This window comes from Bariatricus sp. TF06-38A (assembly GCF_027690675.1).
Taxonomy (GTDB): Bacteria; Bacillota; Clostridia; order Lachnospirales; family Lachnospiraceae; genus Allocoprococcus; species Allocoprococcus comes.
In genome coordinates this window covers 14,206-39,121 of sequence record NZ_JAQFCE010000032.1, presented here as the reverse complement: position 1 = coordinate 39,121, position 24,916 = coordinate 14,206, and the positions used below count along the sequence as shown (strand labels likewise).

Annotated in this window: 19 protein-coding genes; 15 read left to right on the top strand and 4 right to left on the bottom strand. The window is 42.0% G+C overall.

Annotated features, from left to right (window positions below; genetic code table 11):
• The first annotated feature begins 47 nt into the window (after positions 1 to 47).
• From PG418_RS17165 to PG418_RS17135, 7 genes are all read left to right on the top strand, one after another.
• Complete coding sequence (locus PG418_RS17165; RefSeq protein ID WP_195255910.1) at positions 48 to 203, top strand: helix-turn-helix domain-containing protein; 156 nt, start codon at positions 48 to 50, stop codon at positions 201 to 203.
• 293 nt (positions 204 to 496) lie between these two features.
• Positions 497 to 1,855: an ABC transporter substrate-binding protein gene (locus PG418_RS17160; protein ID WP_498837778.1), complete on the top strand. Its 1,359-nt coding sequence runs from the start codon at positions 497 to 499 to the stop codon at positions 1,853 to 1,855.
• Between the two features lie 109 nt (positions 1,856 to 1,964).
• Positions 1,965 to 2,879 carry a carbohydrate ABC transporter permease gene (locus tag PG418_RS17155; protein ID WP_055155464.1) on the top strand — a complete coding sequence of 305 codons (915 nt, stop codon included), beginning with the start codon at positions 1,965 to 1,967 and terminating at the stop codon, positions 2,877 to 2,879.
• The gene (locus tag PG418_RS17150) at positions 2,880 to 3,725 is read left to right on the top strand and encodes a carbohydrate ABC transporter permease (RefSeq protein WP_055155463.1); all 846 of its coding nucleotides are present in this window, start codon (positions 2,880 to 2,882) and stop codon (positions 3,723 to 3,725) included. It abuts the gene before it with no gap.
• A gap of 3 nt (positions 3,726 to 3,728) precedes the next feature.
• Positions 3,729 to 4,928: a MalY/PatB family protein gene (locus PG418_RS17145; protein WP_055155462.1), complete on the top strand. Its 1,200-nt coding sequence runs from the start codon at positions 3,729 to 3,731 to the stop codon at positions 4,926 to 4,928.
• A 21-nt stretch (positions 4,929 to 4,949) separates the two neighbouring features.
• Entirely contained in the window at positions 4,950 to 5,966 is a 1,017-nt protein-coding gene (locus PG418_RS17140) for a M20/M25/M40 family metallo-hydrolase (protein WP_498837777.1), read from the top strand.
• 96 nt (positions 5,967 to 6,062) lie between these two features.
• Positions 6,063 to 6,680, top strand: coding sequence for a DUF4317 family protein (locus PG418_RS17135; RefSeq protein ID WP_498837776.1), 618 nt, complete (start codon positions 6,063 to 6,065; stop codon positions 6,678 to 6,680).
• Positions 6,681 to 6,795: 115 nt separating this feature from the next.
• Here PG418_RS17135 and PG418_RS17130 read toward each other — a convergent pair whose 3' ends face one another.
• Positions 6,796 to 8,451, bottom strand: a complete 1,656-nt coding sequence (locus PG418_RS17130; RefSeq protein ID WP_498837775.1) for a DUF885 family protein — start codon at positions 8,449 to 8,451, stop codon at positions 6,796 to 6,798.
• Between the two features lie 167 nt (positions 8,452 to 8,618).
• Between PG418_RS17130 and PG418_RS17125 the strand changes: the two genes are divergently transcribed.
• From PG418_RS17125 to PG418_RS17095, 7 genes are all read left to right on the top strand, one after another.
• Entirely contained in the window at positions 8,619 to 11,402 is a 2,784-nt protein-coding gene (locus PG418_RS17125) for an NYN domain-containing protein (RefSeq protein WP_498837774.1), read from the top strand.
• Positions 11,392 to 12,177 carry a RelA/SpoT-related domain-containing protein gene (locus PG418_RS17120; protein ID WP_173685263.1) on the top strand — a complete coding sequence of 262 codons (786 nt, stop codon included), beginning with the start codon at positions 11,392 to 11,394 and terminating at the stop codon, positions 12,175 to 12,177. Before PG418_RS17125 ends, PG418_RS17120 begins: the two co-directional genes overlap by 11 nt.
• 381 nt (positions 12,178 to 12,558) lie before the next feature.
• Complete coding sequence (locus tag PG418_RS17115) at positions 12,559 to 13,119, top strand: glycoside hydrolase family 3 protein (protein WP_498837773.1); 561 nt, start codon at positions 12,559 to 12,561, stop codon at positions 13,117 to 13,119.
• Between the two features lie 64 nt (positions 13,120 to 13,183).
• Entirely contained in the window at positions 13,184 to 13,567 is a 384-nt protein-coding gene (locus PG418_RS17110; protein ID WP_498837772.1) for a fibronectin type III-like domain-contianing protein, read from the top strand.
• 88 nt (positions 13,568 to 13,655) lie between these two features.
• Positions 13,656 to 14,792 carry an exonuclease SbcCD subunit D gene (locus PG418_RS17105; protein ID WP_498837771.1) on the top strand — a complete coding sequence of 379 codons (1,137 nt, stop codon included), beginning with the start codon at positions 13,656 to 13,658 and terminating at the stop codon, positions 14,790 to 14,792.
• Entirely contained in the window at positions 14,789 to 17,581 is a 2,793-nt protein-coding gene (locus PG418_RS17100) for an AAA family ATPase (protein ID WP_498837770.1), read from the top strand. The genes PG418_RS17105 and PG418_RS17100 overlap by 4 nt, the downstream gene beginning before the upstream one ends.
• A gap of 283 nt (positions 17,582 to 17,864) precedes the next feature.
• The gene (locus PG418_RS17095) at positions 17,865 to 19,349 is read left to right on the top strand and encodes an AAA family ATPase (protein WP_498837769.1); all 1,485 of its coding nucleotides are present in this window, start codon (positions 17,865 to 17,867) and stop codon (positions 19,347 to 19,349) included.
• Between the two features lie 258 nt (positions 19,350 to 19,607).
• Here PG418_RS17095 and PG418_RS17090 read toward each other — a convergent pair whose 3' ends face one another.
• The 3 genes from PG418_RS17090 to PG418_RS17080 form a co-directional block, all read right to left on the bottom strand.
• The gene (locus PG418_RS17090; RefSeq protein ID WP_182450992.1) at positions 19,608 to 20,825 is read right to left on the bottom strand and encodes an aminotransferase class I/II-fold pyridoxal phosphate-dependent enzyme; all 1,218 of its coding nucleotides are present in this window, start codon (positions 20,823 to 20,825) and stop codon (positions 19,608 to 19,610) included.
• Between the two features lie 589 nt (positions 20,826 to 21,414).
• Positions 21,415 to 22,746 carry an MATE family efflux transporter gene (locus PG418_RS17085; protein ID WP_498837768.1) on the bottom strand — a complete coding sequence of 444 codons (1,332 nt, stop codon included), beginning with the start codon at positions 22,744 to 22,746 and terminating at the stop codon, positions 21,415 to 21,417.
• A gap of 2 nt (positions 22,747 to 22,748) precedes the next feature.
• Positions 22,749 to 23,210 carry a MarR family winged helix-turn-helix transcriptional regulator gene (locus tag PG418_RS17080; RefSeq protein WP_022220036.1) on the bottom strand — a complete coding sequence of 154 codons (462 nt, stop codon included), beginning with the start codon at positions 23,208 to 23,210 and terminating at the stop codon, positions 22,749 to 22,751.
• 497 nt (positions 23,211 to 23,707) lie between these two features.
• Here PG418_RS17080 and PG418_RS17075 point away from each other — a divergent pair, with 497 nt between their 5' ends.
• Positions 23,708 to 24,868: a sugar ABC transporter substrate-binding protein gene (locus PG418_RS17075; RefSeq protein ID WP_446821256.1), complete on the top strand. Its 1,161-nt coding sequence runs from the start codon at positions 23,708 to 23,710 to the stop codon at positions 24,866 to 24,868.
• Positions 24,869 to 24,916 lie beyond the last annotated feature (48 nt).

Sequence of the window (24,916 nt, the reverse complement as noted above, 5' to 3'; positions counted from 1 at the left end):
TCCTTACTGGCTGTAAGGGATATTAACCATAAATATATTGTAGTAGATTGGAGAGAGCTTGCGCTGAACTTGTGAATACTAATCATATGCTTGGTGATATTGCTATTAATAATGGTTTTGCAAATAGTAAAGCATTTGCAAAAGCATTTAAAAAGAAAAATGATATTCTTCCAAGTGAATATAGAAAAAGAATGAAGCAATAGATCAACGGGCCTTACAAAATTTTTTTGTGAGACCCGTTGAATTGTCAAATGCGGCAATGCGCATAAAAAAGATTGTGTAAATCAAAAAAAATATACAATTAGATGGTTTTATAAAAATAAAAGCAATACAAAAAAATAAAAAATGCACTAAAAATATATCAAAAAACAAGAAAATAGTAGAAAATGACAAGAATGTGACATCGTGAGGTTAAGATAGTGGTAGAAACAAGATATGAAGATTGTTATAATTCAAAATAACAAGAAACAAACTCATATGAGTAGGAGGAAAGAAAATGAAAAAGAGATTAGCGAGAATTCTTGCTGTGACATTAGGCGCAGCAACCTTGCTCACAGGTTGTGGGGGCAACAGTGGGCAGAAAACATCTGATAGTTCCAAGAAATCGGATGATCAGAAGATTACAGAAGACGTTACAAAGACGGAAGGTGAAATCGAGGTTTGGACAAATCTGAGTCAGGAAGAGATGAACTTTTATGTTGAAGAGTTCAACAAAATTGTTCCTGGTGTGAAGGTAAAAGTAACAGTTATGCCATCAAAAGAGTACAGAACAAAACTTCAGAATGCATTCCGTACAGGAACAAATGCACCAGACGTGGCAACATTTGAGATTTCGGATCTTGGTGTATATAAAGAAACAGATATGCTTGAGAATTTAAGCCAAGAAAAATATGGTGCAGAAGATATTTCAAAAGATATGATTCCATATGTAGATGAGCTTTCAAGAGATAAGGAAGGTGATATCAGAGGTCTTTCATGGCAGTCAACACCAGGAGGATTCTGGTATAAGAAAGCTCTTGCTAAAGAATATCTTGGAACAGATGATCCGGATGAATTAGCTGCAATGTTATCTGACTGGGATAAAATCGTAGAAGTAGGAAAACAGGTTTACGAAAAATCCGATGGAAAGATCGCATTATTAGATGATGTTGAATCGGTATTACAGCTGTATGCTTCTTACAAAGGTCAGCCATGGGTAGATGATAACAACCATATTATCAGTGACGACTATATGCTTGAAATGTACAAAATGATGGAAACAGTTGTTTCAAACAAAGTAGATGCAGAAGCAGATATGTGGTCAGCAGGATGGACATCAGGAATGTACTCAAAAGATATGTTTATTCTTACATGCTTACCGACATGGGGACTTAATTTCTGTATTAAACCAGGAATTCCGGATGATGAAATGGACAAGGCAGCTAACACATGGGGATACATGCAGGCACCAATTCCTTATCAGAATGGTGGTACATGGTATGGAATGTACTCAAAATCTAAAAATAAAGATGCAGCATGGGCATGGATTAAAACTATGACATCTAATGTAGATTATCTTGTAAATGGACTTGCTGATACATGGGGAGATTTCCCGGGATATATTCCGGCAATCGAAAAATGTATCGAAGAAGGACATACAGATATTGTAACTGGCGATCAGCAGTATTTCGTAGACTTCTATGAAACAGCGAAAGAAGTTAAAGGTGATCCAATGACAAAATATGACCGTCAGGCTTGGACAAGTGCAGGCGCACAGATGGATCTTATTGCGACAGGACAGATTACACCGGAAGAGGCAGTACAAGGATTCAAAGAAGATATGAAGAATATTTATCCGGAAATCGAAATTGATTAGTCCATAAAATGAGTATGGATATCAGATAAAGGAAGCTGCTTCAGTGAAGTACTCGGAGGAGTACCTTCCCTGGAGCAGCTTTTTAAATAGAAAAGGAGGGCTACAAAAAGTGGCTGCAGTAAGCGGAAAGCGGAAAAGAAACAAAATAAATAAAGATAATGCAGGATATTTTTTTATTGCACCATATTTTATCGTTTTTTTAACATTTACCTTATATCCAATTTTATATACATTTAAGTTAAGTTTTATGTCCTGGGATGGATTTGGGGAACAGCAGTTTATAGGATTGGCGAATTATCAGAGGTTACTTCAGGATCAAATGTTTATAAAATCTATCGGAAACACAATTTTTATTGCACTTTTAGCAATGATTCCACAGATGGTATTTGGTTTGGTGCTTGCGTTTTTACTGAATCAGAAGAAATTACGTGGAAGTAATTTCTTTAAAACAGTATTCTATTTTCCGAATCTTGTAACAGCTGTTTCACTTGGTGTACTTTTTAGCTTGTTATTCGATTGGAAAGCAGGTAGTGTGAATCAGGTTCTGATGACATTACATATTATTAAGGATCCGATTAACTGGAAGGGAAGCCCTTTACTGTCACAGCTCATTGTTGCATTGGTGTTATTTTGGCAGTATTTTGGATATTATACCATTATTTTTACAGCGGGTATTCGAGGAATTCCATATGAACTTTTTGAAGCTGCTGAAGTGGATGGAGCTTCAAAAGTACAGACATTTTTTAAGATCGTACTACCGCTTATGCGTCCAATCATGACATTTGCATTTGTTACATCAATTATTGGTGGTCTTCAGATTTTCGATTTACCGTATACTTTTGGTGGTGCAATGGGAGGAACAAAAGCTTCATTATTAACCATGGTAATGTATATGTATAATATCGCATTTACAAATTTAGATTATGGATATGGTGCAGCAATTTCATATGGATTATTTGTAATTATTATTGTATTTTCAATTATTTTCATGAAATATACAACAGGAAAGAAGGAGCAGTATTAAATGAGTATGCAAAGTAAAAAAGAAGGTCATGGTAAACTTTATCGCACCTTAACGTACATATTTTTAATTTTTCTTGCCATTATCAGTATAGTACCATTTTATAATATGATTATTGGATGTACTCATGATAATGCCGCTTTAGCAACCAGTTTTCAGATGATTCCGGGAAAACATTTGCTCGATAATTATCATCGGCTTCAAGATAATGTAAATATTTGGAGAGGTCTTGCAAACAGTGTTGTTATCTCCGTGATATATACGGCAATTTCTACTTATATTGGAGCACTTACCGCCTATGGTTTTGCAAAATACAAATTCAAAGGGAATAAAGTTTTATTCTGGATCGTCCTTGCAACAATGATGCTTCCTGGACAGCTCGGAATTATTGGTTACTTCCAGGAAATGAATAATTTGAGATTGTTAGATAATTACATTGCTATTTTAATGCCGAGTTTTGCCACACCAGTTATGGTATATTGGATTCGCCAGTATATTGATGCATATGTTCCAAATGAATTGCTTGAAAGTGCACGTATTGATGGTTGCAATGAGTTTAAAATATTTAATAAAATTATTTTCCCAGTAATTATTCCGGGAGTAGCTACGCAGGCTATTTTTACATTTGTTGGTTGTTGGAACTCTTATGTACAGCCATCTATATTGCTGTTCTCACAAGAAAAGTTTACATTACCGATTCTGGTACAGCAGATGCAGGGAGTATACAAAACAGATTATGGAGTAGTATATCTTGGCGTTACACTTTCAGTAGTGCCGATATTGCTTTTGTTTATGTTCTGCTCAAAGAAAATTTTGGAAAGTTCAATGTCAGGTGCAGTAAAGGGATAGGATATGGAATATAATTTTGATGAAATCATTGACAGACGCCATACAAACAGTGCAAAATTTGATGAAATGGATGCATTATTTGGAAGTGATGTCATGCATCTTGGTGTGGCAGATATGGATTATCGTTCCCCGGAACCTATTTTAAATGCGATGCAGAAAATTGTAAAAAAAGGTGTATTTGGGTATACGATTTTACCGGACAATTATCAAGATTTGGTATGTCAGTGGATGCTACGCAGATATCATGAAAAAATAGATCCAGAATGGGTTGTTTTTTCACCGCGGATCAATATGGCTCTGAATATGGTGGTAGAGACATTTACCAATCCTGGAGATGGAATCGTACTGCATACACCGGCATACACTGCCTTGCAAAATGCAATTGAAAAATATGATCGGAAGATGATTGAAAGCTCATTAGTATTAGAAAATGGAAGATATCGAATGGATTTTAAACAGTTAAGAGAAGCATTGGACGATAATCTGAAAAAAGGAATCCATACAAGTCTTATGTTGCTGTGCAATCCACATAATCCAACCGGGCGTGTATGGAACAAAGGAGAGCTTGATGAAATTGCATCAATCTGTAAGGATTATAATTTAATGTTGGTAGCTGATGAGATTCATGCAGATTTTTTAAAGAAAGGCAAAGAATTTGTTTCTACGTTAAAGATAAGAACAGAATTGAAAGAACGATTGATCGTATGCAATTCGATTACAAAAACCTTTAATGTACCGGGAGTAATTTTATCGAATATGATTATTCCGGATACAAGAATCCGCGAAAAAGTAAAAGAAACAATTGACCGGTGGGGGCTTCATAATCCGAATATTTTTGCTGCGGGCATTATGGAAGCAGCTTATACAGAATGCGATGACTGGCTGGAACAGGTAAACATTTATCTGGAAGGAAATTATAATTTTCTTGCTAAGTATTTGCAAAAACATATGCCAGAATTTGAAGTAATTCCTTCAGAAGGGACGTACATGGCATGGATTAAAACGAGTAAATTAGGAATCAGTCCAAAAGCTTTAGAGCAATTCTTCATTGAAAAAGCTAAAGTATCAGTATATATGGGTGATCGGTATGGAAAGCATACAGAGGAATTTATTCGTGTGAATATTGCAACTTCCAGAGAGTATCTGGAGAAAGCTTTGCACAGAGTGAAAGCTCATTATGATGAAATTGTGCAAGGAAGATAATGTTTTGGTATGGAGAAGAAAATGAATATAGAATTTTTGGAGAATTTATTAAATCAGATTTCCGTATCTGGAAGTGAAGAAAACGGGCAGCGTGTTTTAAGAGAATATATGGAACAATACGCAGATGAAATAAGAACCGATGAAATAGGAGATGTGATTTGTGTATTAAATCCGGAAAGCCCTGTCAGAATCATGCTTTCTGCACATGCAGATGAGATTGGCCTTGTAGTAACAAGAATTACAGAAGAAGGAAGAATTCAGGCAATTGAACGCGGTGGAATAATGACACATAATTATCCGGGTCAGAAAGTCCAAATCTGCACAAAGAAAGGCATCGTGTACGGTGTTGTAGAATGTAGCAGAGAATTATTGAAAAAGGAAACGGTAAAAGTAGCAGACTTATTGATAGACATTGGCGCAGTATCAAAGGAAGATGCGCTACAGCATGTCTCTTTAGGAGACACAGTTGTACTGGATTCTGGAATCAGAAAGTTGTTACATAATCGAATAACAGCGAGAGCAATGGATGACAGAATTGGGGTATTTGTTATCATGGAGGCTTTTAAACGTGCAAGAGAAAAAGGCTGTAGCGCAGGTGTTTATGCTGCTGCCACAGTGGGGGAAGAAACAACGAAAAATGGTGCATTTTGGTGTAGTGCGCAGATTGATCCGGCATTTGCAGTAGTTGTTGATGTTACAAATTGTACAGACTATAGTAGATTCCCAAATGCAGCCGTTTCAGGAGATATTGTTCTGGGAAATGGTCCAGCACTTTGTAATAGTCCAATAGCAACTAAACAGCTTAATGAAAAGATGGTGGAATGTGCTCAAAGAGCAGGTATTGGTATTCAGAGAGAAGCGGCAAGTTCAAGAAGTTTTACAGATGCGGATCAAATTCATTTTTCTAATAAAGGTGTTCCAGTGGTTTTTACAGGGATACCACTTCGGAATATGCATAATCCAGGTGAGGTTGCGGATATGAAGGATGTAGAAGGATGTATAGAACTTATCGCAGAGTTTTTATGCAGTTTTAAGTAGAAGGAAAGCCTTTGCTTTGCAGAGTAGATTTGCAGAGAGAAGGCTTTTTGTAGTATATTTGAAGAAAAAGTAAATTTTGCATAAGGAGAATGACAAATGATCAACCGAGAAGATATGCTGGAATTGACGCGGCGGATGACGCTTGCGAGAACATCATTTACAAGAATTGCAGGCTGCTATGTAGATGCAGACGGAGATTTTGACGGAAGCTTTAACATCAACTTCCTCAAACTCTCTCCGTCAGAAAAAACAAAAAATCTCGCAATCGCCAAAACGATTCCATTTGCAGAAACAAACACAAAACTGAAAAAATACGAGATCCAACCGGAAAATCAGAAAACCGGAAGTATGTGGCAGCTTTTGATGGCGCTCAGAGACTGTGAACTCAAAAACGATGCCCTGATGGATACTCTTTATGATATCATCATGGAAAACATCCGGATCACCACCCCTTATGCGATCTATGTTTTCCATGATAACTACGATATCCCAGCCAAAGCCACCGACAAAGAACGCCTCGGAGAATCCGAAGAGATGTTCCCTTACCTCATCTGCGCCATCTGTCCCCTTGTCGGCGAATACGAACCCGGATCCCCAACATCCGGCTTCCTCTTCCCCGCCTTTACTGACCGCAGCGGTGACCTGAACCACATAAATATCTATGGCATAACTGAAAAGAAACGTGAAGAACTTGGTAGACTTATATCTTTATAATAATGTGTTGTTGGAAATATTTTAAAGATACAAATTTTTAAAAACTAAAACAAATCATTATACTCAAATTTATTTATCCGTTTTTTCGTCCCCCTCCAACACCTTAAAACCTACCTTATTCATCCATCAGCAAGCTCCGGAACTCCGTAAAGAAACGTCCCTGCTCTTCTTTGGTCATCTTCACCAGCATCTCCAGGCTTTCCATACTGATCCGCCCGGCTGAGAACAGCAGTTCCGTATAATCCCATTTTGTATATCCATACTCTTTTTCCCAGTCGCAGATTTTCTTCATTCCATAATAATAGCAGGTGAAATATCCCGGCGCATTCTGGTGTGCCTGTACCTGGGCGCGGGCAGTTACGCGGTCAAAGCCAAGCTCTTCTTCGTAGATTTTTACAGCATCTTCCAGTGTCGCTCCAAAATAATACAGCTGCAGATCAACCAGGATACGGACAGAGGCATGATGACGGCGGAATGCAACGAACAGAGGGAAGAACGGGTCTTCCGCAAAGATAAAGGTAAATGCGCGTTCAGTCCGAATACAGGTTCCTTCTTCCAGAGGTACACTTTTTGCTCCTATTTTTACAGTTTCCGGTGTTGGATCGATCGCTGCACGGATAAACTGGACATGGTGTCCCGGATAAGTTTCGTGCATGGTATTCATCTTGATCCAGCCATCGGTAATGTTCTGATAATTATACTGATTCAGGAACATCTGGCCGCGGAGCGGTTTGACACGGAAATCACCACCCTCATAACCGCCCCAAGGGTAAGAATCCTTATAGCAAGGCGGAAGAGGAACGCACAGACAGGTTTCATCTTCCGGAAGACGTACATATTCATGAGCGACAGCACGGGTACGTTTCAGATAATTTCTGGCACGTGTATACATTTCCTCGGCACTGTCACAAGGACCGGCATAGCGGAAAAGCACATCGCTGACTTCTTTCATTGTCTTCGGAGTTCCTTCCGGAAGCTCTAATTTGGAGGCAATTTCGAATACTTCAGCACGGGTCTTTTCAATTTCTTCTTTATGCCATGCAAGCAGTTCGTCGAGAGATACACCAAGACGGTTTTTCAGAAGGCTGCGGTAAGCTTCCGGATCCATCTTGATGGTCTTTGAGAGATCATCCTTTAACAATTCTTCAGAGTCAGACTGGCAGTCTGAACCGAGTAAATCTGCCATTTCCTGAAGCTGATCGATAAAAATCCGGAAGGACTGTGATAAAGACGCAATCTGTTCTTCTGTGAAATCCGGGAAATATTCATTTAACAGTTTCTGGTCGCGCTGCATATCCAGCCTTGCGAGGGCAAAGGCAGAAGAAAGGGAAGCTTCATTTTCTCCGTATTGTGTGTGGATCAGATTAAGGATCAAATCCTGATTTTCATGGAATGCCTGTAATTTTCTGGTCAGGAGATCGAGACGTACTTCATTAGAACGCCTGTCACAGCGAGCAATTTCCTGAAGATAATAGACAAAATCCAGGAGAGGTGCTTCCGGATTGTGTTCTTTTTCTTCGATAGTAAATTTAAGAGAATCCAGGAAGTCATTCAGATGATGCTTCACCAGACGATAGACATTGTCCGGTGTATCCAGGTTTTCAACCTGTGTTTTTAAATCGTTCCATTTTTCGCGGACCGACCTGATCTTTTCGGGAGTCGGGAGAAAAAGGATATTTTCAAAAGAACGGTGGCTTTCGAGTTGGTCATGCAAAATGGCAAGTTCTCTGTCAAGTTCGCGGTAAGTATTGGTTAAGTCAGTATTTTTCATGAGTAAATGGCACTCTCCTTTTTTAGAAATTTGTTTTGATTGTATCTTACCGCAGAAAATGTCAAATGAAAAGCAGGACAGATAAAAAGATTCGCGTGTCGACTTATGCCCCTTTCTGTGATATGATAATCAAGAGATTATTATGAGCAGAAAGGGGCATTTTTTCGATGGCAGCAACATCTGAAAATAAGCCAAAACAATATATATCTGTCGGGATCCTGGCGCATGTGGATGCTGGAAAGACGACGCTTTCGGAAGGAATCCTTTATCTTACCGGTCAGATCAGGAAGCTTGGAAGAGTTGACCATGGAGATGCGTTTCTGGACACATATACGCTGGAGAGAAGCCGGGGGATTACCATTTTTTCCAAGCAGGCGAATTTTGTGCTTGGAGACAAGCAGGTGACTCTTCTTGATACACCGGGGCATGTGGACTTTTCAGCAGAAATGGAGCGTACCTTGCAGGTTCTTGATTATGCAATCCTGGTTGTCAGCGGAGCGGACGGTGTGCAGGGACATACACGAACCTTGTGGAATCTTCTTGCAAGGTATCAGGTTCCGACCTTTATTTTTATAAATAAGATGGATCAGGACGGTACGGACAGACAGGACAGACTTATTGAATTAAAGCGGAAGCTCAGCGGAGAGTGTGTGGATTTTACAGAAGCGGGTGAAGAATTTCTGGAAGAGCTGTCTATGTGCGACGAGACGGTAATGGAAAGCTATCTGGAAAATGGAGAGATCACGGCGAGCCAGATTCAGACGCTGATCCGGGAACGAAAGGTATTTCCATGCTATTTCGGTTCAGCACTGAAGCTGGAAGGTGTGCAGGAATTACTGGACGGACTGGAAAAATACATGGACGGACCGGTAAGAGGGACGCATGCTGAAGAAGCATTTGGAGCGAAGGTATATAAGATATCCAGAGATTCACAGGGCAGCCGTCTGACACATGTGAAGATCACAAACGGAGTACTGAAGGTTAAAGAAATCCTGGAATATATGGCAGAGGAAGAACCTATGCAGGAGAAAGTTAACCAGATCCGGATTTATTCCGGGGACAAGTACGAGATGGTGCAGGAAGCAGAAAAAGGCTGTATCTGTGCTGTGACAGGACTTACCCGGACTTATCCGGGACAGGGGCTTGGGATGCAGCAAGGTTCTTCGGCACCGATACTGGAGCCGGTTCTGAATTACCGGGTGGAGCTGCCGGAAGGCTGTGATGTACACCGGATGCTGCAGAATTTCAGACAACTGGAGGAAGAAGATCCGATGCTCCGTGTAGTCTGGAATGAAGAGGCAGGAGAGATCCAGGTCCAGCTGATGGGCGAAGTGCAGACGGAGATTCTGCAAAGCCTTGTAAAAGAACGGTTTGACGTGGATATTTCCTTTGGAAGCGGGAATATTGTTTACAAAGAAACGATTAAAAATACAGTTGAAGGAGTAGGGCATTTTGAGCCGCTGCGTCATTATGCGGAAGTGCATCTGATACTGGAACCGGGAGAGCCGGGAAGTGGAATCTCGATCGATACGATCTGCAGTGAGGATGTGCTGGACAAGAACTGGCAGCGACTGATCCTGACGCATGTGCTGGAAAGAGAGCATCGGGGCGTTCTGACGGGATCGGTGCTTACTGATGTGAAGATCACACTTGCCAGTGGACGTGCACATCTGAAGCATACAGAGGGCGGAGATTTTCGCCAGGCTGTGTACCGCGCAATCCGCCAGGGACTGATGCAGGCAGAGAATGTACTGCTTGAACCGTATTATGCATTTCGTCTGGAAATTCCGTCAGAGATGACAGGCCGTGCACTTACGGATATTCAGCGGATGAATGGAGAATTTGACGGACCGGAGACGGAAGATGATATGGCTGTGGTCACCGGAAGTGCACCGGTGTCTGAAATGCAGGATTATCAGAGAGAAGTAACCACATACAGCAGAGGAAGAGGGAAACTGTTCTGTACGCTGAAGGGATATTTTCCATGCCATAACCAGGACGAGGTTGTAGAGGCGATTGGTTACGATCCGGAGCGGGATGTGGAGAATCCGACGGGCTCTGTATTCTGTGCTCATGGAGCGGGATATAATGTACCGTGGCAGGAAGTGCCGGAACATATGCATATTGAGGCACAGCTTCCGAAGATCCTGGAAGAGCGGAAAAGGCTGGCAGGAGAGACAGAAAAAAGTCTGGATGAGACTGTACCGGTAAATTTACGCAAGGAGAAAAGCGGATCAGCTGAAGCAGCAGCCAGAGGCGGCAGGCATTATGCGCGTAATGCCAGAGAAGACAGGGAACTGGAAGAGATTTTTATCCGGACTTACGGACGGGTAGAGCGAAAAGCCGATCGTCTTCCAAAGACTGTGACTGTAGGGAAAACGCCAAAAGCAAAGAAAGATGAAGAAGGCGTACAGGAATATTTGCTGGTAGATGGTTATAATGTTATTTTCGCATGGGATGATCTGAAAGAACTGGCAAAAGAGAATATTGAAGCAGCAAGAAATAAACTGATGGATGTGCTTTGCAATTATCAGGGGTTCAAGAACTATCCTCTGATCCTGGTATTTGATGCCTACAAGGTTGAAGGCGAAGCAATGGAAATCTTCAAATACCACAACATTCATGTTGTGTATACAAAAGAAGCTGAGACGGCGGATATGTACATTGAAAAGGTAGTACATGAAGTCGGAAGAAAGTATCATGTGACGGTAGTTACATCAGATGGTGTGGAACAGGTGATCACACAGGGGCAGGGAGGTACGATCATATCTTCCCGGGAGTTCCTGGAAGAGGTGAAGATCGTGAACCGGCAGATTCAGGAAGAATGGGAACTGCACAAAGAGAGTGCGAAAAATTATCTGTTCGATCATATGGACAGAGAGCTTGCCGGTCATATGGAAGAGGTCCGCATGGGCCGGAAAGAATTGGGTGAGAGAGCAAATGATCAATAAAGAGGAATTTCTGAAAACCTGTAATCTGACAGAGGATGACCTTACGGCTGCCCGGATTTCCTGGGAGGAGCTGACAGAGATCTATGAAGATTATATGTCAAAAACGAAATTGTTCCGTCATCTGGGAAAAGAATTTGTAGATGAATATATTTATGATATTGAGCGGGCAGGGATCCATTCCTACCGTTACAGAACCAAGAATCCAATGCACCTTCTGGAAAAGATCATCCGAAAGCGGAAAGAAAATTATGCAAAATTTGAACATATCAACAAATCGAATTACCACAAATACATCACAGATTTGATTGGTATCAGGGTTTTCTTCCTTTACCGGGAGGACTGGATCCATTTTCATAAGTTCATCACTTCGATGTTTGAAAATGATCCGAACAATTATGTAGAGGACAGGCTGCGGGATTTTGATGAGGATCCGGAGCACTGCTATATCGCAGAACGTCCAAAAGTATACAAGCGTTCCGGGGATACGAGGATTTATGACAGTACGCAGATTGAAGTGCGGACAGGTGGGTATTACCGTTCACTGCATTATATCATCAAGTATCACGGATACTATCTGGAAATCCAGGGCAGAACGCTTTTTGAAGAAGGATGGAGCGAGATTGACCATGATATTGTGTATCCGTATTACAAGGATGATGAGATGCTGACGGAGTTTTCCGGACTGCTGAACAGGCTTTCGGGAATGGCAGATGAGATGAGTTCGTATTTCAGAAAGATGAAAGAACTCAGAGAAGAAGAACCGGATAAAAAATAAAGGATCTCTTATAAAAAATTAAAAATATCATATCACGTTATGGGTGGTATCTTTTTGTGAACTATGTGCGGAAAGGTACATTCTTTTTTGATATTAAATGATTGGAAATTTGTTTATAATAATGAGAGCGTAAGGATAAAAAGAAAATACTTGCGTATAATTAGCCTAGATTATTCACGGCTATGCCGTGTGAAGTGCGTGTGAAAAAACTCTTGTTTTTTCACACGCACTTTCTTTTTTTGACTTTTTTCAAAATCATCTGATATTTTCTGCTTTTCAAAATGAGATTGGCGAAAATGCATAAAAATAAAACTATAAAATTGTTAAAAACGGCCAACAAGCACAAAACATGTCCAAATTTGACAGTGAGAAAGGTTTAAAATGACAGAACGAGATTTAAAATTCAAGATAGAATCATATTGCAAAAGAAAAAGAAACGTTAAAACAAAGAAAAATAGTAAAAAAGTGAAAGGAGAAGCGTATGAAAACGCAATGTCATACCCTTCAGATGCGGAAGCGATCTATTATTCCGGAGAAAGTGCATCCCATTGCAGGCGGCTTGCAAAAGAGGCAGATGTGGTTGTGATTGTAGCGGGAAATGATTATCTGGATGAAGGAGAATGTGTGGCAAATGAATCAGCAGATGTGACGGTTCAGAATGAGGGCGGCGACAGGACAGACTGCCTGGGATTAAAAGAGGAACAGCTGAGAATTATTGATGCAGTTGGAAAAGTCCGGCAGGATGCAGTGGTGGTTCTGGTTGGCGGAAGCATGATCCTGATGGATGAGTGGGGAGATCGGGTCGGAGCGATATTGATGGCGTACTATCCGGGAATGGAAGGTGGAAAGGCAGTCGCAGATGTATTATTCGGGAAAACGAATCCGGGTGGAAAACTTCCATTTGTGATTCCGAAGAAAAAAAGAAGATCTGCCGGAGATTGACTGGGATGCAGAAGAGTTCCGATACGATTACTATCACGGATATACACTCCTGAATAAAAGCCATGTGAAGCCTCTTTACCCGTTTGGATATGGACTTTCTTATACGACGTTTACGCTTGTCGGCATGAAGGCATGGAGAGATGAAGAAAATCTGTATGCGTCTGTGATCGCGAAAAATACAGGGAAGCGGGAAGGCAGCGAAGTGGTACAGATGTATGTGGGAGCAGCTGATTCCAAAGTAGAAAGACCGGAGTATGTGCTCAAGGATTTTCAGAAAATACGGCTGGATGCCGGAGAAGAAAAAGAAGTGAAACTGGTTTGCCCGATTCGGGAGATGGCATATTTTGATGAGGGGAGAAATGAATTTGTAGCGGAATTTTCAATTCCGTATGAAGTGTATGTGGGAACGAGCAGTTTGAGAGAAAATCTGTGGGTAAGGAAAGTTTGAAAAGTAGGAAGTAAAGTGGGAAGTGAGCGTTGCTTACTTCCCACTTTTGCCGTACAATTGAAGAAAAAACTTGGAAAGGAAGAAAACCATGCGATTTCTTCATTTATCAGACCTGCACCTCGGCAAGCGTGTGAATGAATTTTCCATGCTGGAGGATCAGGCATATATTTTAAAAGAGATACTGAACATTATCGATGAGCAGAAGGTGGAAGCGGTTCTGATTGCGGGCGACATTTACGACAAGGTGATTCCGTCCACAGAGGCGGTGAGGCTTCTGGATGATTTCCTGACAAGGATCGCCGCGAGGGAGCTGCCGGTGTTTCTGATCAGTGGAAACCATGATTCTGCAGAAAGAATTGCTTTCGGTTCAAGACTGATGAGCAGCAGACAGATCTATCTTTCACCGGTATTTGAGTCGGATGTAGAACCGGTAACGATAAGTGACCGATACGGTGAGATCAATATTTACATGCTTCCATTTGTGAAGCCGTCTTTGGTAAAAAGAGTGTATCCGGAGGAAGAAATCATCACCTATCAGGATGCTGTAAATGCGGCAGTGCAGCATATGCAGATCGACACAGACAAACGAAATATCCTGCTTGCGCATCAGTTCGTGACCGGTGCGGCAAGATGTGATTCAGAAGAACTGTCTGTAGGCGGTGTGGATGATGTGGACGCATCTGTCTTTGACGGATTTGATTATGTGGCGCTTGGACATCTCCATGGCCCGCAGAAGATCGGGAAAGAGACAGTGCGGTATTCGGGGACGCCGCTCAAATATTCTTTTTCTGAAACCAATCACAAAAAAGCAGCAGTCATCGTTGATGTAGAAGAAAAAGGCAAAATAAATATTCAGCAGATTCCATTTTTGCCGAAACATGATATGCGGGAAGTCAGAGGCACGTATATGGAAGTGACTGCGCTGGATTTTTACAAGGATATGAACACGGACGATTATTTTCACATTACGCTGACTGATGAAGAGGATATCCCGGATGCGATCGGAAAGCTACGATGCATTTATCCGAATATCATGAAGCTGTCTTATGACAATCTGCGGACGAGAGCGGCAGGGACAGTGAGAGGAACGGCGGAAGTAGAGGAGAAATCCCCGATGGAGCTTTTAAGAGAGTTCTATGAGCTTCAGAACAACCAGCCCATGACGGATGAACAGGAAGAGATTGCCAGAGGAATGATGGAAGAAATATGGGAGGATGAGAGATGAGACCGATAAAACTTACGATTTCTGCATTCGGACCGTATGCAAAAGAGACAGAGATCATTCTGGATGAACTTGGTGAGCGGGGGCTTTATCTGATAACCGGCGATACCGGTGCCGGAAAGACCACAATTTTTGATGCAATCGCATTTGCACTTTACGGGGAAGCGAGTGGAAATGAAAGAGAGCCGGGGATGCTTCGGAGTAAATATGCGGATCCGAAGACGCCGACCTTTGTGGAATTGGAGTTCTTCTATCAGGGGCAGAACTACCATATCCGGAGAAATCCGGAGTACATGCGTCCAAAGGACAGGGGCGAGGGCATGACGCTGCAAAGAGCGGATGCGGTACTGGAATTTCCGGATGACAGGCTTCCGGTCACAAAGGCAAAAGAGGTCACGAAAGCAGTGACAGAACTGATCGGGCTCGACCGCGGACAATTTACTCAGATTGCAATGCTGGCGCAGGGAGATTTTATGAAGCTTCTGTTTTCAAAAACTGAGGAGCGGAGCAAAATTTTCCGGGAAATTTTCCATACCAGACCGTATCTTGCATTTCAGGAGAAAATGAAAAATGCAAGTGGCAGATTGCAGGAACAGTACGAGGATGTCAGCAAAAGCATTTTGCAGTACATGAAGGATATCAGCTGTGATGAGGATGACGTGCTTGCTGCGGATGTGAAAAAGATTCGTGAGAGCAAAGCGGTGGTTCATGCGGACAAGGTTCTGGAACTTTTGGAAACTCTGACAAATCAGGATGCAGATTCGGTGAAAGAAAAGAAGAAGAATTTAACGAAGATCGAGAAAGATCTGGAAGAGCTGAACCAGAGAATCGGAAAGGCAGAGGCAGTGATCCGTGCCAAAAAGGAACTGGAAAAAGCGGAGCAGACGATAGCAGAGAAGACACCAACGCTGGAAGAACTGGAAATGGCACTGAAGAAAGAACAGGAAAAAGTGCCGGAAAGAGAGCAGTTAACAGAAGAGATCGGAAAGAGGCAGGAAAAGCTTGCAGAGTATGACGAATTAAAAAAACTTCAGAAGCAGATTAAAGAGCTTGAAAAACAGATTGAGATATTAAAGGGCCGGGAAAGCCGGTATCAGGAAAAGAAAGCGCAGATGCAGGCGCAGCTGGAACAGAAAAGGAATTTACTGGAACAGCTGAAGGATGCGGAAATTAAAGTTCTGAAAGTTACAGCAGAACAAAAAGAGGTTTCAGTAAGAAAAGAAACGGCAGAAGACATTCTTATTCAATATAAAAGATACCAAAGACAGAAGAAAAGTGTGGAAGAGGCGCAGAAAGCATACCTTGTCATGCAGGAGGAATGTACAGAGCGAAAGACACAGCTTGCCTGGATGGAGAGGGCATTTCTGGATGAGCAGGCGGGGATTCTTGCAAAGGTTCTGAAAACGGGAGAGCCGTGTCCGGTGTGCGGATCGGTCCACCATCCATGTCCGGCACAGATGACTGAGGGTGCACCGGAAAAAGAAGAGCTTGAAAAATACCGGAAAGAGACTGCCGATGTGGAGAAAAAGACGAATGATGCAAGCTTTAAGGCAAATGAAAAGCTGGTCCAGTTAAAAGCGCTGGAAGAAGAAATCCAAAAGAGTGTGAAAAGTTTTGACAGCAGCATACAGGAAGAAGAGATTGAAAAATCGCTGGCGTTGATCGGTCAACAGATGGATGCCCTCGAAAAGTCAGAAAAGGAATTACAGAAAAAGCTGGAAGTAGCTAAAGAAGCAGTGGCAGAAAAGCAGAAGCTGGAAGCTGAGATCCCGGAACTGGAGCAGATGCAGAAAAAGCTTCAGGAGGAAGAACAGGAGCGAAAGGATCAGCTCCTTGTGTCTGAGAGAGATAAAGCAAATGCAGAAGAGCAGGCTGTGAAGGTGCGTGGCAAACTGGAATTTCCGGAGAAAGCAGAAGCAGAACAGAAGATCAAAGAGCTGGATAAGCAGAAAAAAGAGATCGATAAGAATCTGAATGCTGCCCAGAAGGCATTCCAGGACTGCAGTCAGTCGGTAGAAGCGGCAAAGACGAAGAAGAAAACGCTGGAGAAGCAGATTGCAGGTAATAAAGAAACCGATATGGAAGAGCTTGTGCAGGCACGACAGGAAGTATCAGGTGCGAAAAAAGAGCTTCAAAAACAGATGGAAGAGATCAGGATCCGTTATGAGAACAATCTGAAAATCAGGAATGCGATTGACAAGCAGAGTGCGAAACTTCTTGAGCTTGAGCGGAACTGGACACAGGTGCGTGAAATTTCCGATACAGTAAATGGAAAGATCAAAGGCGGATCCAAAGAAAAGATCAAGTTTGAGACCTACATCCAGACCAATTATTTTGACCGGATCATTGCCCGTGCAAATACGCGGTTTATGGTGATGAGTGGAGGACAATATGAGCTGAAACGCCAGACTGATACGAATGACCGGAAGAGTCAGAGTGGTCTGGAACTGAACGTAATCGATCACTACAATGGTTCTGAGCGAAGCGTGAAGACGCTTTCCGGCGGGGAATCTTTTAAAGCTTCTCTTTCGCTGGCACTCGGACTTTCTGATGAGATCCAGGCATCGGCAGGCGGAATCCAGCTGGATACTATGTTTGTCGATGAAGGATTTGGTTCACTGGATGAAGAGTCACTGGAACAGGCGATGAAAGCACTGAATGGTCTTACGGAGGGCAACCGTCTGGTGGGAATCATTTCCCATGTACAGGAATTAAAAGCAAGGATTGAGAAACAGATTGTGGTGACAAAGGAAAAAGCAGGCGGAAGCAGAGTGGAACTTAAGATTGACTGATCTGTACCGGAGAAGAATTTCATGCTGAGATGAAGCGGAGCACCAATGGAGGTGGGGAAAATTCACCGAAACTGGAAGGAGAAGATGATTTTTATGAGCTGTTTTTTGCAGGACTGGAGCAGAAGGAAAATAAAAATCTAAATGAATAAAAATACTATGAAGAAATGGTTTTGACTTTCAGATATGCAACAAGTGTGTTAAGATAGGTACAGACTATTCATAAAATGTGCAAGAATATACAATTTGAAAAGAGCGAATATAAAAGGAAAAAGGAGTAAAAATCATGCCAGTTTTTGATTTTAAACACACACCAGATGAAAAAAAGACCCAGGAATGTACTTATACAACATTCCGCTCGAATGAGACAGAAGCGACAGCGGAGAAACCGATGCTGGTTCTGGATAACAGCAACCGGAAATGGAAGCATCATTCCTGTGGTGTTTTCACCAACCCGATTAAGAAGACATCCTTTGAATTTGATGAGGAAGATGGAATTGTAAGTGCGGACATTCTCCAGATCGATGCGAGATTTGTAAGCCTGATCAAATGGCTGGGCGAGAATCATATCAATGTCCGTCTTTCCGGTGAAAACCGTGCAGACGGCTATGCAGTATACAAGATCCGGGAGATCGCATTCGGTGGGGCAACCAAGCTTTCAGCTGAAGATGGTTTCCTGCAGTTCATGATCGAGCGTCTTTTCGCAAGCAGTGCACCGACAGAAGAAGCTGTGGATGAGGAAATGGAAGAAGACGGCGACAGCATGAAGCTGACAAGCCTGCAGAGTATCACCGATTTTATGAACTGTGCAGGAAGAACCCTTCCGGACAATATCCGTCTGTGGGCAAGAAGAAACCTTGCTGTTGCAAGATCACACGAAGTGTCACCGGAAGAAAGAAGACATGCGCAGAGAGCTCTTTCAATCATGATGAATATTCAGTGGAAGAGCAATTATTTTGAATCCATTGATCCGGATGAGGCAAGAAGAATCCTGGATGAAGAGCTTTACGGAATGGAACGTGTCAAACAGAGAATCATCGAAACAATCATCCAGATCAACAGAACGCACACTCTTCCAGCGTATGGAATTCTTCTGATCGGACCGGCCGGAACCGGTAAATCGCAGATCGCTTATGCAATTGCACGTATCCTGAAGCTTCCGTGGACAACTCTGGATATGAGTTCCATTAACGATCCGGAACAGCTTACAGGAAGTTCCCGTGTATACGCCAATGCGAAACCGGGAATTATTATGGAAGCATTTGCGGCAGCAGGAGAATCCAACCTGGTATTCATCATCAATGAGCTGGACAAAGCAGCATCCGGAAAAGGAAATGGGAATCCGGCGGATGTACTTTTGACACTCCTTGATAACCTTGGATTTACGGATAACTATATTGAGTGTAACGTTCCGACAGTTGGCGTATATCCGATTGCAACTGCCAATGAAAAAGATCAGATCAGTGCACCGATCATGTCACGTTTTGCAGTTATCGATATCCCGGATTATACACCGGAAGAGAAGAAGATCATCTTCTCCAGATTTGCACTTCCGAAGATCCTGAAGAGAATGAGCCTTCGTCAGGACGAGTGTACGGTGACAGATGAAGGTCTTGATGTGATAATTGAACTTTATTCCAATACATCAGGAATCCGTGATCTGGAGCAGGCAGCCGAACATATTGCGGCAAATGCACTGTACCAGATCGAGGTAAATCATGTAAAAGAAGTTGTGTTTGACGGAGAAGCAGTGAGAGCATTGCTTTCATAAGAAAATAAAAATATGAAAATGTAAATGATGATACCAGGGTCAAAAGATTTTATTTCTGTTAATATTTATAGATGCAGTAAAATTGCAGAAGGAGCCGGAAAAGAAAAATAGGGTACGGGTGACTTTGCACTATGGAGATGAGATCCAGTCAATTGTGGAAGCTATTGCTGACACAATTGACGGTTTCGGGAGCTCATCGGAATGCCCAGTGCAACGGAACCCGTACCCTATTTTTCTTTTCCGGAGGTGCTTATCATTCTACCCCTGTCTATAATAACTCAGGAAATCAGAAATTTTTCCCACAGCTTCTTTCAGAACTTCAATTCGTGGCAGATATACTACCCGGAAATGATCCGGTTGTTTCCAGTTAAATCCACTTCCCTGTACGATCAGGATCTTCTTATCCTGCAGCAGATCCAGTGCAAATTTTTCATCATTTACAATGTTGAACTTCTTTACATCGATCTTCGGGAACATATAAAATGCAGCCTGCGGTTTGACGGCAGTGATTCCCGGAATGTCAGTCAGTGCCTTGTAAATATATTCGCGCTGTTCGTAAATACGTCCGCCCGGAACGAGGTAGTCGTTGACGCTCTGATTGCCCCAGAGAGCGGTCTGAACGACAGACTGTGCCGGAACATTGGAGCAGAGACGCATATTGGAAAGCATCTTGATTCCTTCGATATAATCTTTTGCGATTGCTTTATTTCCGCTGAGAACCATCCAGCCAATACGGAATCCGGCGATCATATGGGATTTGGAAAGACCGCTGAAGGTGACGCAGAACAGATCCGGTGCCAGTGAAGCAATGGAAATATGTTCTTTTCCGTCCATAACAAGGCGGTCATAAATTTCATCTGAGAAAATGATCAGGTGATGTTCCCTTGCGAGATCAACAATCTTCTGCAGCACCTCTTTCGGATAAAGTGCTCCGGTCGGGTTGTTCGGATTGATGATTACAAGAGCTTTGGTACGGTCTGTGATCTTACGGCGCATATCTTCGATGTCCGGATACCAGTCAGACTGTTCATCGCAGATATAGTGAACAGCCTTTCCGCCGGCAAGTGTGGCACAGGCAGTCCACAGAGGATAATCCGGAGACGGGATCAGGATTTCATCTCCGTTGTCAAGAAGAGCTGACATACACAGGTTGATCAGTTCGCTGACACCATTTCCGGTATAAATGTCATTGATCGTGACATTCGGCAGCTTTTTGATCTGGGAATACTGCATGATTGCCTTCCGTGCAGAGAAAAGTCCCTGAGAAGGAGAGTATCCTTCGCAGTCGGAAAGCTGCTGGCTCATATCATAGATGACTTCGTCCGGTGTGCGGAAACCAAATGGAGCCGGATTACCGATATTGAGCTTCAGTACGTGGGTACCGCGTTCTTCCATACGGGCAGCTTCTTCAACAACCGGTCCACGGACATCGTATAATACATTATCGAGTTTGGATGATTTTTTGAATATATGCATGGCAGAACTTCCTGCATTATCGTTATCATTTTTGTCGGTTATTGTCTTTTTCATCGGTGTAGTTCCCCTTTTTGAAGAGTTTGAAGTTCCGACAGAACCAGAAGTCTTAGTGGTAGACGGAGCTTTTGGGGCAACGGAGTTGTTTTCCCGAGCAGTAAAGTTTTCCTGACTGTCACCGAGCAGCCAATCGGCATCTACGTGAAGCGTATCTGCCAGAAAATGGAGGATATCATTTCTCGGAACAGTTTTTCCGCTCACGTACTGGCTTACATGGCTTTTACCTAATTTTACATTATTTTCTGCGGCGATATGAACCAGATCAATCTGTTTCAGGTTCTGTGCATACATCGCCTCTTTAAGTCTATCTGAGAAAGTTGTCATTTGAGAATCTCCTTTCAAACTAAAAAGTTCAATTTAAAAATAAAACAGTGAAGTTCAAAACTTAAATTGATTATAGCACTTCGAATGATTTGGTTCAATAACAAATATTATTTTTGGTTCAAAAAGTTTGATTCTAGCAACGGCACCCTGAAAAAAGGCGGTATCCCGCCAAAATTCAGATGCTCTGGTAACTTAGTTGACGAGTAGTTCATAAATAATGATAAATATTACGTTTCAGGACGATAAAAGTTCCGGTAACGCATAAAGTTAAAAGTTCAGCAATTGCAACCGAGCACCAGACTCCGTTGATCCCGAGAAGCAGTGGAAGTAGCAGAACCACTGCCATCTGGAAAACCAGTGTTCTGAGAAACGAGATCAGCGCAGAGAGCAGACCGTTGTTCAATGCGGTAAAAAATGCAGAGCCATAAATATTGAACCCGTTGATCAGGAACGCAAAGCTGTACAGACGGAACCCACTGCGTGTCAGTTCAAAAAGCCCCTGGTCATAACCGACAAACAATGTGGCGAGTGGTGTTGCGATGAGCTGCGCGATGATAAATAAGGAAACAGCCCAGGTTCCAATCAGCCGGATACTCTTGTGGAAAAGATTCTTTAGTTCATCCTGATTGTTGGCACCGTAGTGATAGCTGACGATCGGGGCACTTCCAATCGCATAACCAAAGAAGATCGAAACAAAGATAAAATTGACATACATGATCGTTCCGTAAGCTGCAACGCCGTCTTCACCGGCAAATTTCATGAGCTGCATATTATAAAGAGCATTTACAACAGAGCTGGAAAGATTGGTCATAAGCTCGGACGAGCCATTGGTACAGGTCTTTAATAAGATTCTGCCATGAAAATGTGTTTTTCCAAGCTTTAATAAGCTGGAATTTTTCCGCCCAAAGTAGAATAACGGGAAAAGCCCTCCGATAAACTCTCCGCATACAGTCGCAAACCCGGCACCTGGAAGTCCGAGGTGGAGTACAGCTACAAATAAAAAGTCGAGAACCATATTGGTCACACCGGCGATCACGATCACGCGAAGTCCCAGATGTGGCTTTTCGGCAGTTACAAAAAAGCTCTGAAATACATTCTGCAGCATAAAAGTAGGCAGCGAAATGCAAAGAATGCGTCCATATAAAATGCAGTTGTCAAGAAGAGTACCGCTTGCACCGAATAAAATGGCAACCGGTTTTACAAGGAACATACTCAGGATTGCGATAATGATTCCTCCGATAGCAGTGGTATAGACGAGCATGGAAAAATACTCATTGGCATTTTCGATCTTTCCTTCACCAAGCGTCTTTGCAACAATGGCACTACCGCCGGTTCCGATCATGAAGCCAAGAGCGCTGATGCCCATCAGGAAAGGCATGATCAGATTAACCGCTGCAAAAGCGCTTTTTCCAACAAAGTTGGAGACAAAAAGTCCGTCAACCACACTGTAAATGGATGTGAAGATCATCATTATAATAGAAGGAAACACAAATTGTAGAAGTTTTTTATAAGTAAAGTGTTCGGATAATTGAATTTTCATAGTTATAGATCCTCCTCAAGGTTAGAAAGCCTAGAACGTAAGGTCTGATTATATTTGGCATTCAGGCGCAGAAGCTGTTCACATTCTTCGGGACTGAAAGAAGCTAAAGTATCATTTTCGATCTGGATGAGAGGAAGCAGCTTTTCCTGAATAAGCTTCTTGCCGGAAGCTGTAAGATGGATATGCATACTTCGTCCTTTTCCGGGTGAGAGGGTAAGATAACCGTCGGTCTGCAGTTTTCGTATAGATGAATTAACCGTCTGCTTTGGCATGCAGGAAGCTTTGCAGATATCACGCTGCAGGCAGTTATCGCCTATTTCAAAAATTGTATAGAAGATGTCTAACGCACTGTCCGAAAGTTGAAGTTTTCGGGCAATCTCGTGATAGATGTCATTTGCTTCTTTATATATGTGATTGTATTCTTTTAAATATTTGCTGATAAGTACAGTAGAATCCGTGTTCATGGTTCACCTCATTTAAATAATTATGTAGATTTCGAAATCAGATGATAGTAAGTCTGAAATCGTACTCGGCATATTGTAGTCTGAATTCGGACTTATGTCAAGTGGATAATAAAAAGAAATAAGCTGTGCATAATGCATAAAATCTATAAATTTTTAAGGAAGGATTAAGGCTGTGTATGTATAATATCAAAAAAGAAAAAAAGGTATGTAATCATGTGATTTGTATACATTTACAATACAAGTATAGAGAAAATGAAAGTTGTATTGTCAGTTCATGAAAATTTTACACATAACGCACAAAAATCTAGTTTTCACTGAAAAAAAACGATCACTATAAGGACATAATGCACAAAATGAATAAAAACATTACATTTTTGGTGGATAAAATACACGTTTAAAATACAACTTTGAACAAAAACTTTCTTGTATTTTCTTGAAAAGCACAGACTCAAATAATATAATCAAATCATCAAGAAAACGGAGATGGAGGAGAAGATATGAAAAAAGTTTTCAAAAAAGTAACAGCAGCTACAATGGCAGCTACAATGGTAGTCGGACTTGCAGCATGTGGTGGTAGTGGAAGTGGATCTTCTGACAAGAGTGCTTCAAAATCAGGCAAGATCAAAATTGGTGTTTCTATTTGGTCTTCAACAGACGTACTTGGATCACAGTGTAAGAAGATCCTTGATGAAGCAGCAAAAGCTCTTGATGTCGAAGTACAGTATGTTGACCAGGGACATGTTTCTGAAAAAGTTACAGCATCTGTAGAACAGCTTGCAGCAGCAGGATGCCAGGGAATCATCATCTGTAACTCATCTGATACAGAAATGACATCTGCTATCAAGACATGTAATGACAACAAAGTTTATCTTGCACAGTTCTTCCGTGTAATCAGTGAAAAGAACAGCGCAGATATTTATCAGGTAGCTAAAGATTCTGATTACTACATCGGAGCTGTACATGAAGATGAACCGGCAAACGGTGCAGAACTTGTAAACATCCTTCTTGAAAAAGGAGATCGTAACATCGGTCTTATTGGCTGGGAGCAGGGAGATGCTACATGGCTTGGAAGATGGGAAGGTTACAAAGCAGGCGTTGAAAAATGGAATAAAGAAAACCCGAACGATAAGGCAACTCTTTCTGAACCACAGTATGCAGGTACAACTTCAGAAGGTGGATCAAAAGCAGCAGAAGCTTTAATGGCAGCAGATCCAGATCTTGATGCACTGATCCCAGCTGGTGGTGGTGGAGATCCACTTCAGGGAGCAATCGCAGCAGTTGAACGTGCAGGCAAGACAAGTGATATTGATATCGTTTCTACAGACTTCCTCCCAGACCTTGGAGAAAGACTTGAAAATGGATCTATGGCTGGTGAATCTGGCGGACATTACTGTGACCCGCTGATTTCCTTCATGATGGTTTACAATGCAATCAAAGGAAACTACAAAGACTTCGGTGGCAAATTCGAAGATGTTCCATTCCCATATCTGTATGTATCATCACCAGATGACTACAAAGCATATGAGAAATATTTCGTAGACCAGCTTCCATACACAGATGAAGAACTGGTTGATATGTCTAAACTCAGCATGGAAGACTTAAAGGCAACAGCTGCTAAGTTATCTATTGAAGATGCAGCATCACGTGCAGGTAACTAGGATAGACAAATAGTAACGACTATTAACTCAGAAAGGGTGACGTCGCAA

Coding starts and splice junctions, on each gene's coding strand:
- PG418_RS17160 (WP_498837778.1), top strand. CDS start 497: ATGAAAAAGAGATTAGCGAGAATTCTTGCTGTGACATTAGGCGCAGCA.
- PG418_RS17150 (WP_055155463.1), top strand. CDS start 2,880: ATGAGTATGCAAAGTAAAAAAGAAGGTCATGGTAAACTTTATCGCACC.
- PG418_RS17145 (WP_055155462.1), top strand. CDS start 3,729: ATGGAATATAATTTTGATGAAATCATTGACAGACGCCATACAAACAGT.
- PG418_RS17140 (WP_498837777.1), top strand. CDS start 4,950: ATGAATATAGAATTTTTGGAGAATTTATTAAATCAGATTTCCGTATCT.
- PG418_RS17135 (WP_498837776.1), top strand. CDS start 6,063: ATGATCAACCGAGAAGATATGCTGGAATTGACGCGGCGGATGACGCTT.
- PG418_RS17130 (WP_498837775.1), bottom strand. CDS start 8,451: ATGAAAAATACTGACTTAACCAATACTTACCGCGAACTTGACAGAGAA.
- PG418_RS17125 (WP_498837774.1), top strand. CDS start 8,619: ATGGCAGCAACATCTGAAAATAAGCCAAAACAATATATATCTGTCGGG.
- PG418_RS17120 (WP_173685263.1), top strand. CDS start 11,392: ATGATCAATAAAGAGGAATTTCTGAAAACCTGTAATCTGACAGAGGAT.
- PG418_RS17115 (WP_498837773.1), top strand. CDS start 12,559: ATGACAGAACGAGATTTAAAATTCAAGATAGAATCATATTGCAAAAGA.
- PG418_RS17105 (WP_498837771.1), top strand. CDS start 13,656: ATGCGATTTCTTCATTTATCAGACCTGCACCTCGGCAAGCGTGTGAAT.
- PG418_RS17100 (WP_498837770.1), top strand. CDS start 14,789: ATGAGACCGATAAAACTTACGATTTCTGCATTCGGACCGTATGCAAAA.
- PG418_RS17095 (WP_498837769.1), top strand. CDS start 17,865: ATGCCAGTTTTTGATTTTAAACACACACCAGATGAAAAAAAGACCCAG.
- PG418_RS17090 (WP_182450992.1), bottom strand. CDS start 20,825: ATGCATATATTCAAAAAATCATCCAAACTCGATAATGTATTATACGAT.
- PG418_RS17085 (WP_498837768.1), bottom strand. CDS start 22,746: ATGAAAATTCAATTATCCGAACACTTTACTTATAAAAAACTTCTACAA.
- PG418_RS17080 (WP_022220036.1), bottom strand. CDS start 23,210: ATGAACACGGATTCTACTGTACTTATCAGCAAATATTTAAAAGAATAC.
- PG418_RS17075 (WP_446821256.1), top strand. CDS start 23,708: ATGAAAAAAGTTTTCAAAAAAGTAACAGCAGCTACAATGGCAGCTACA.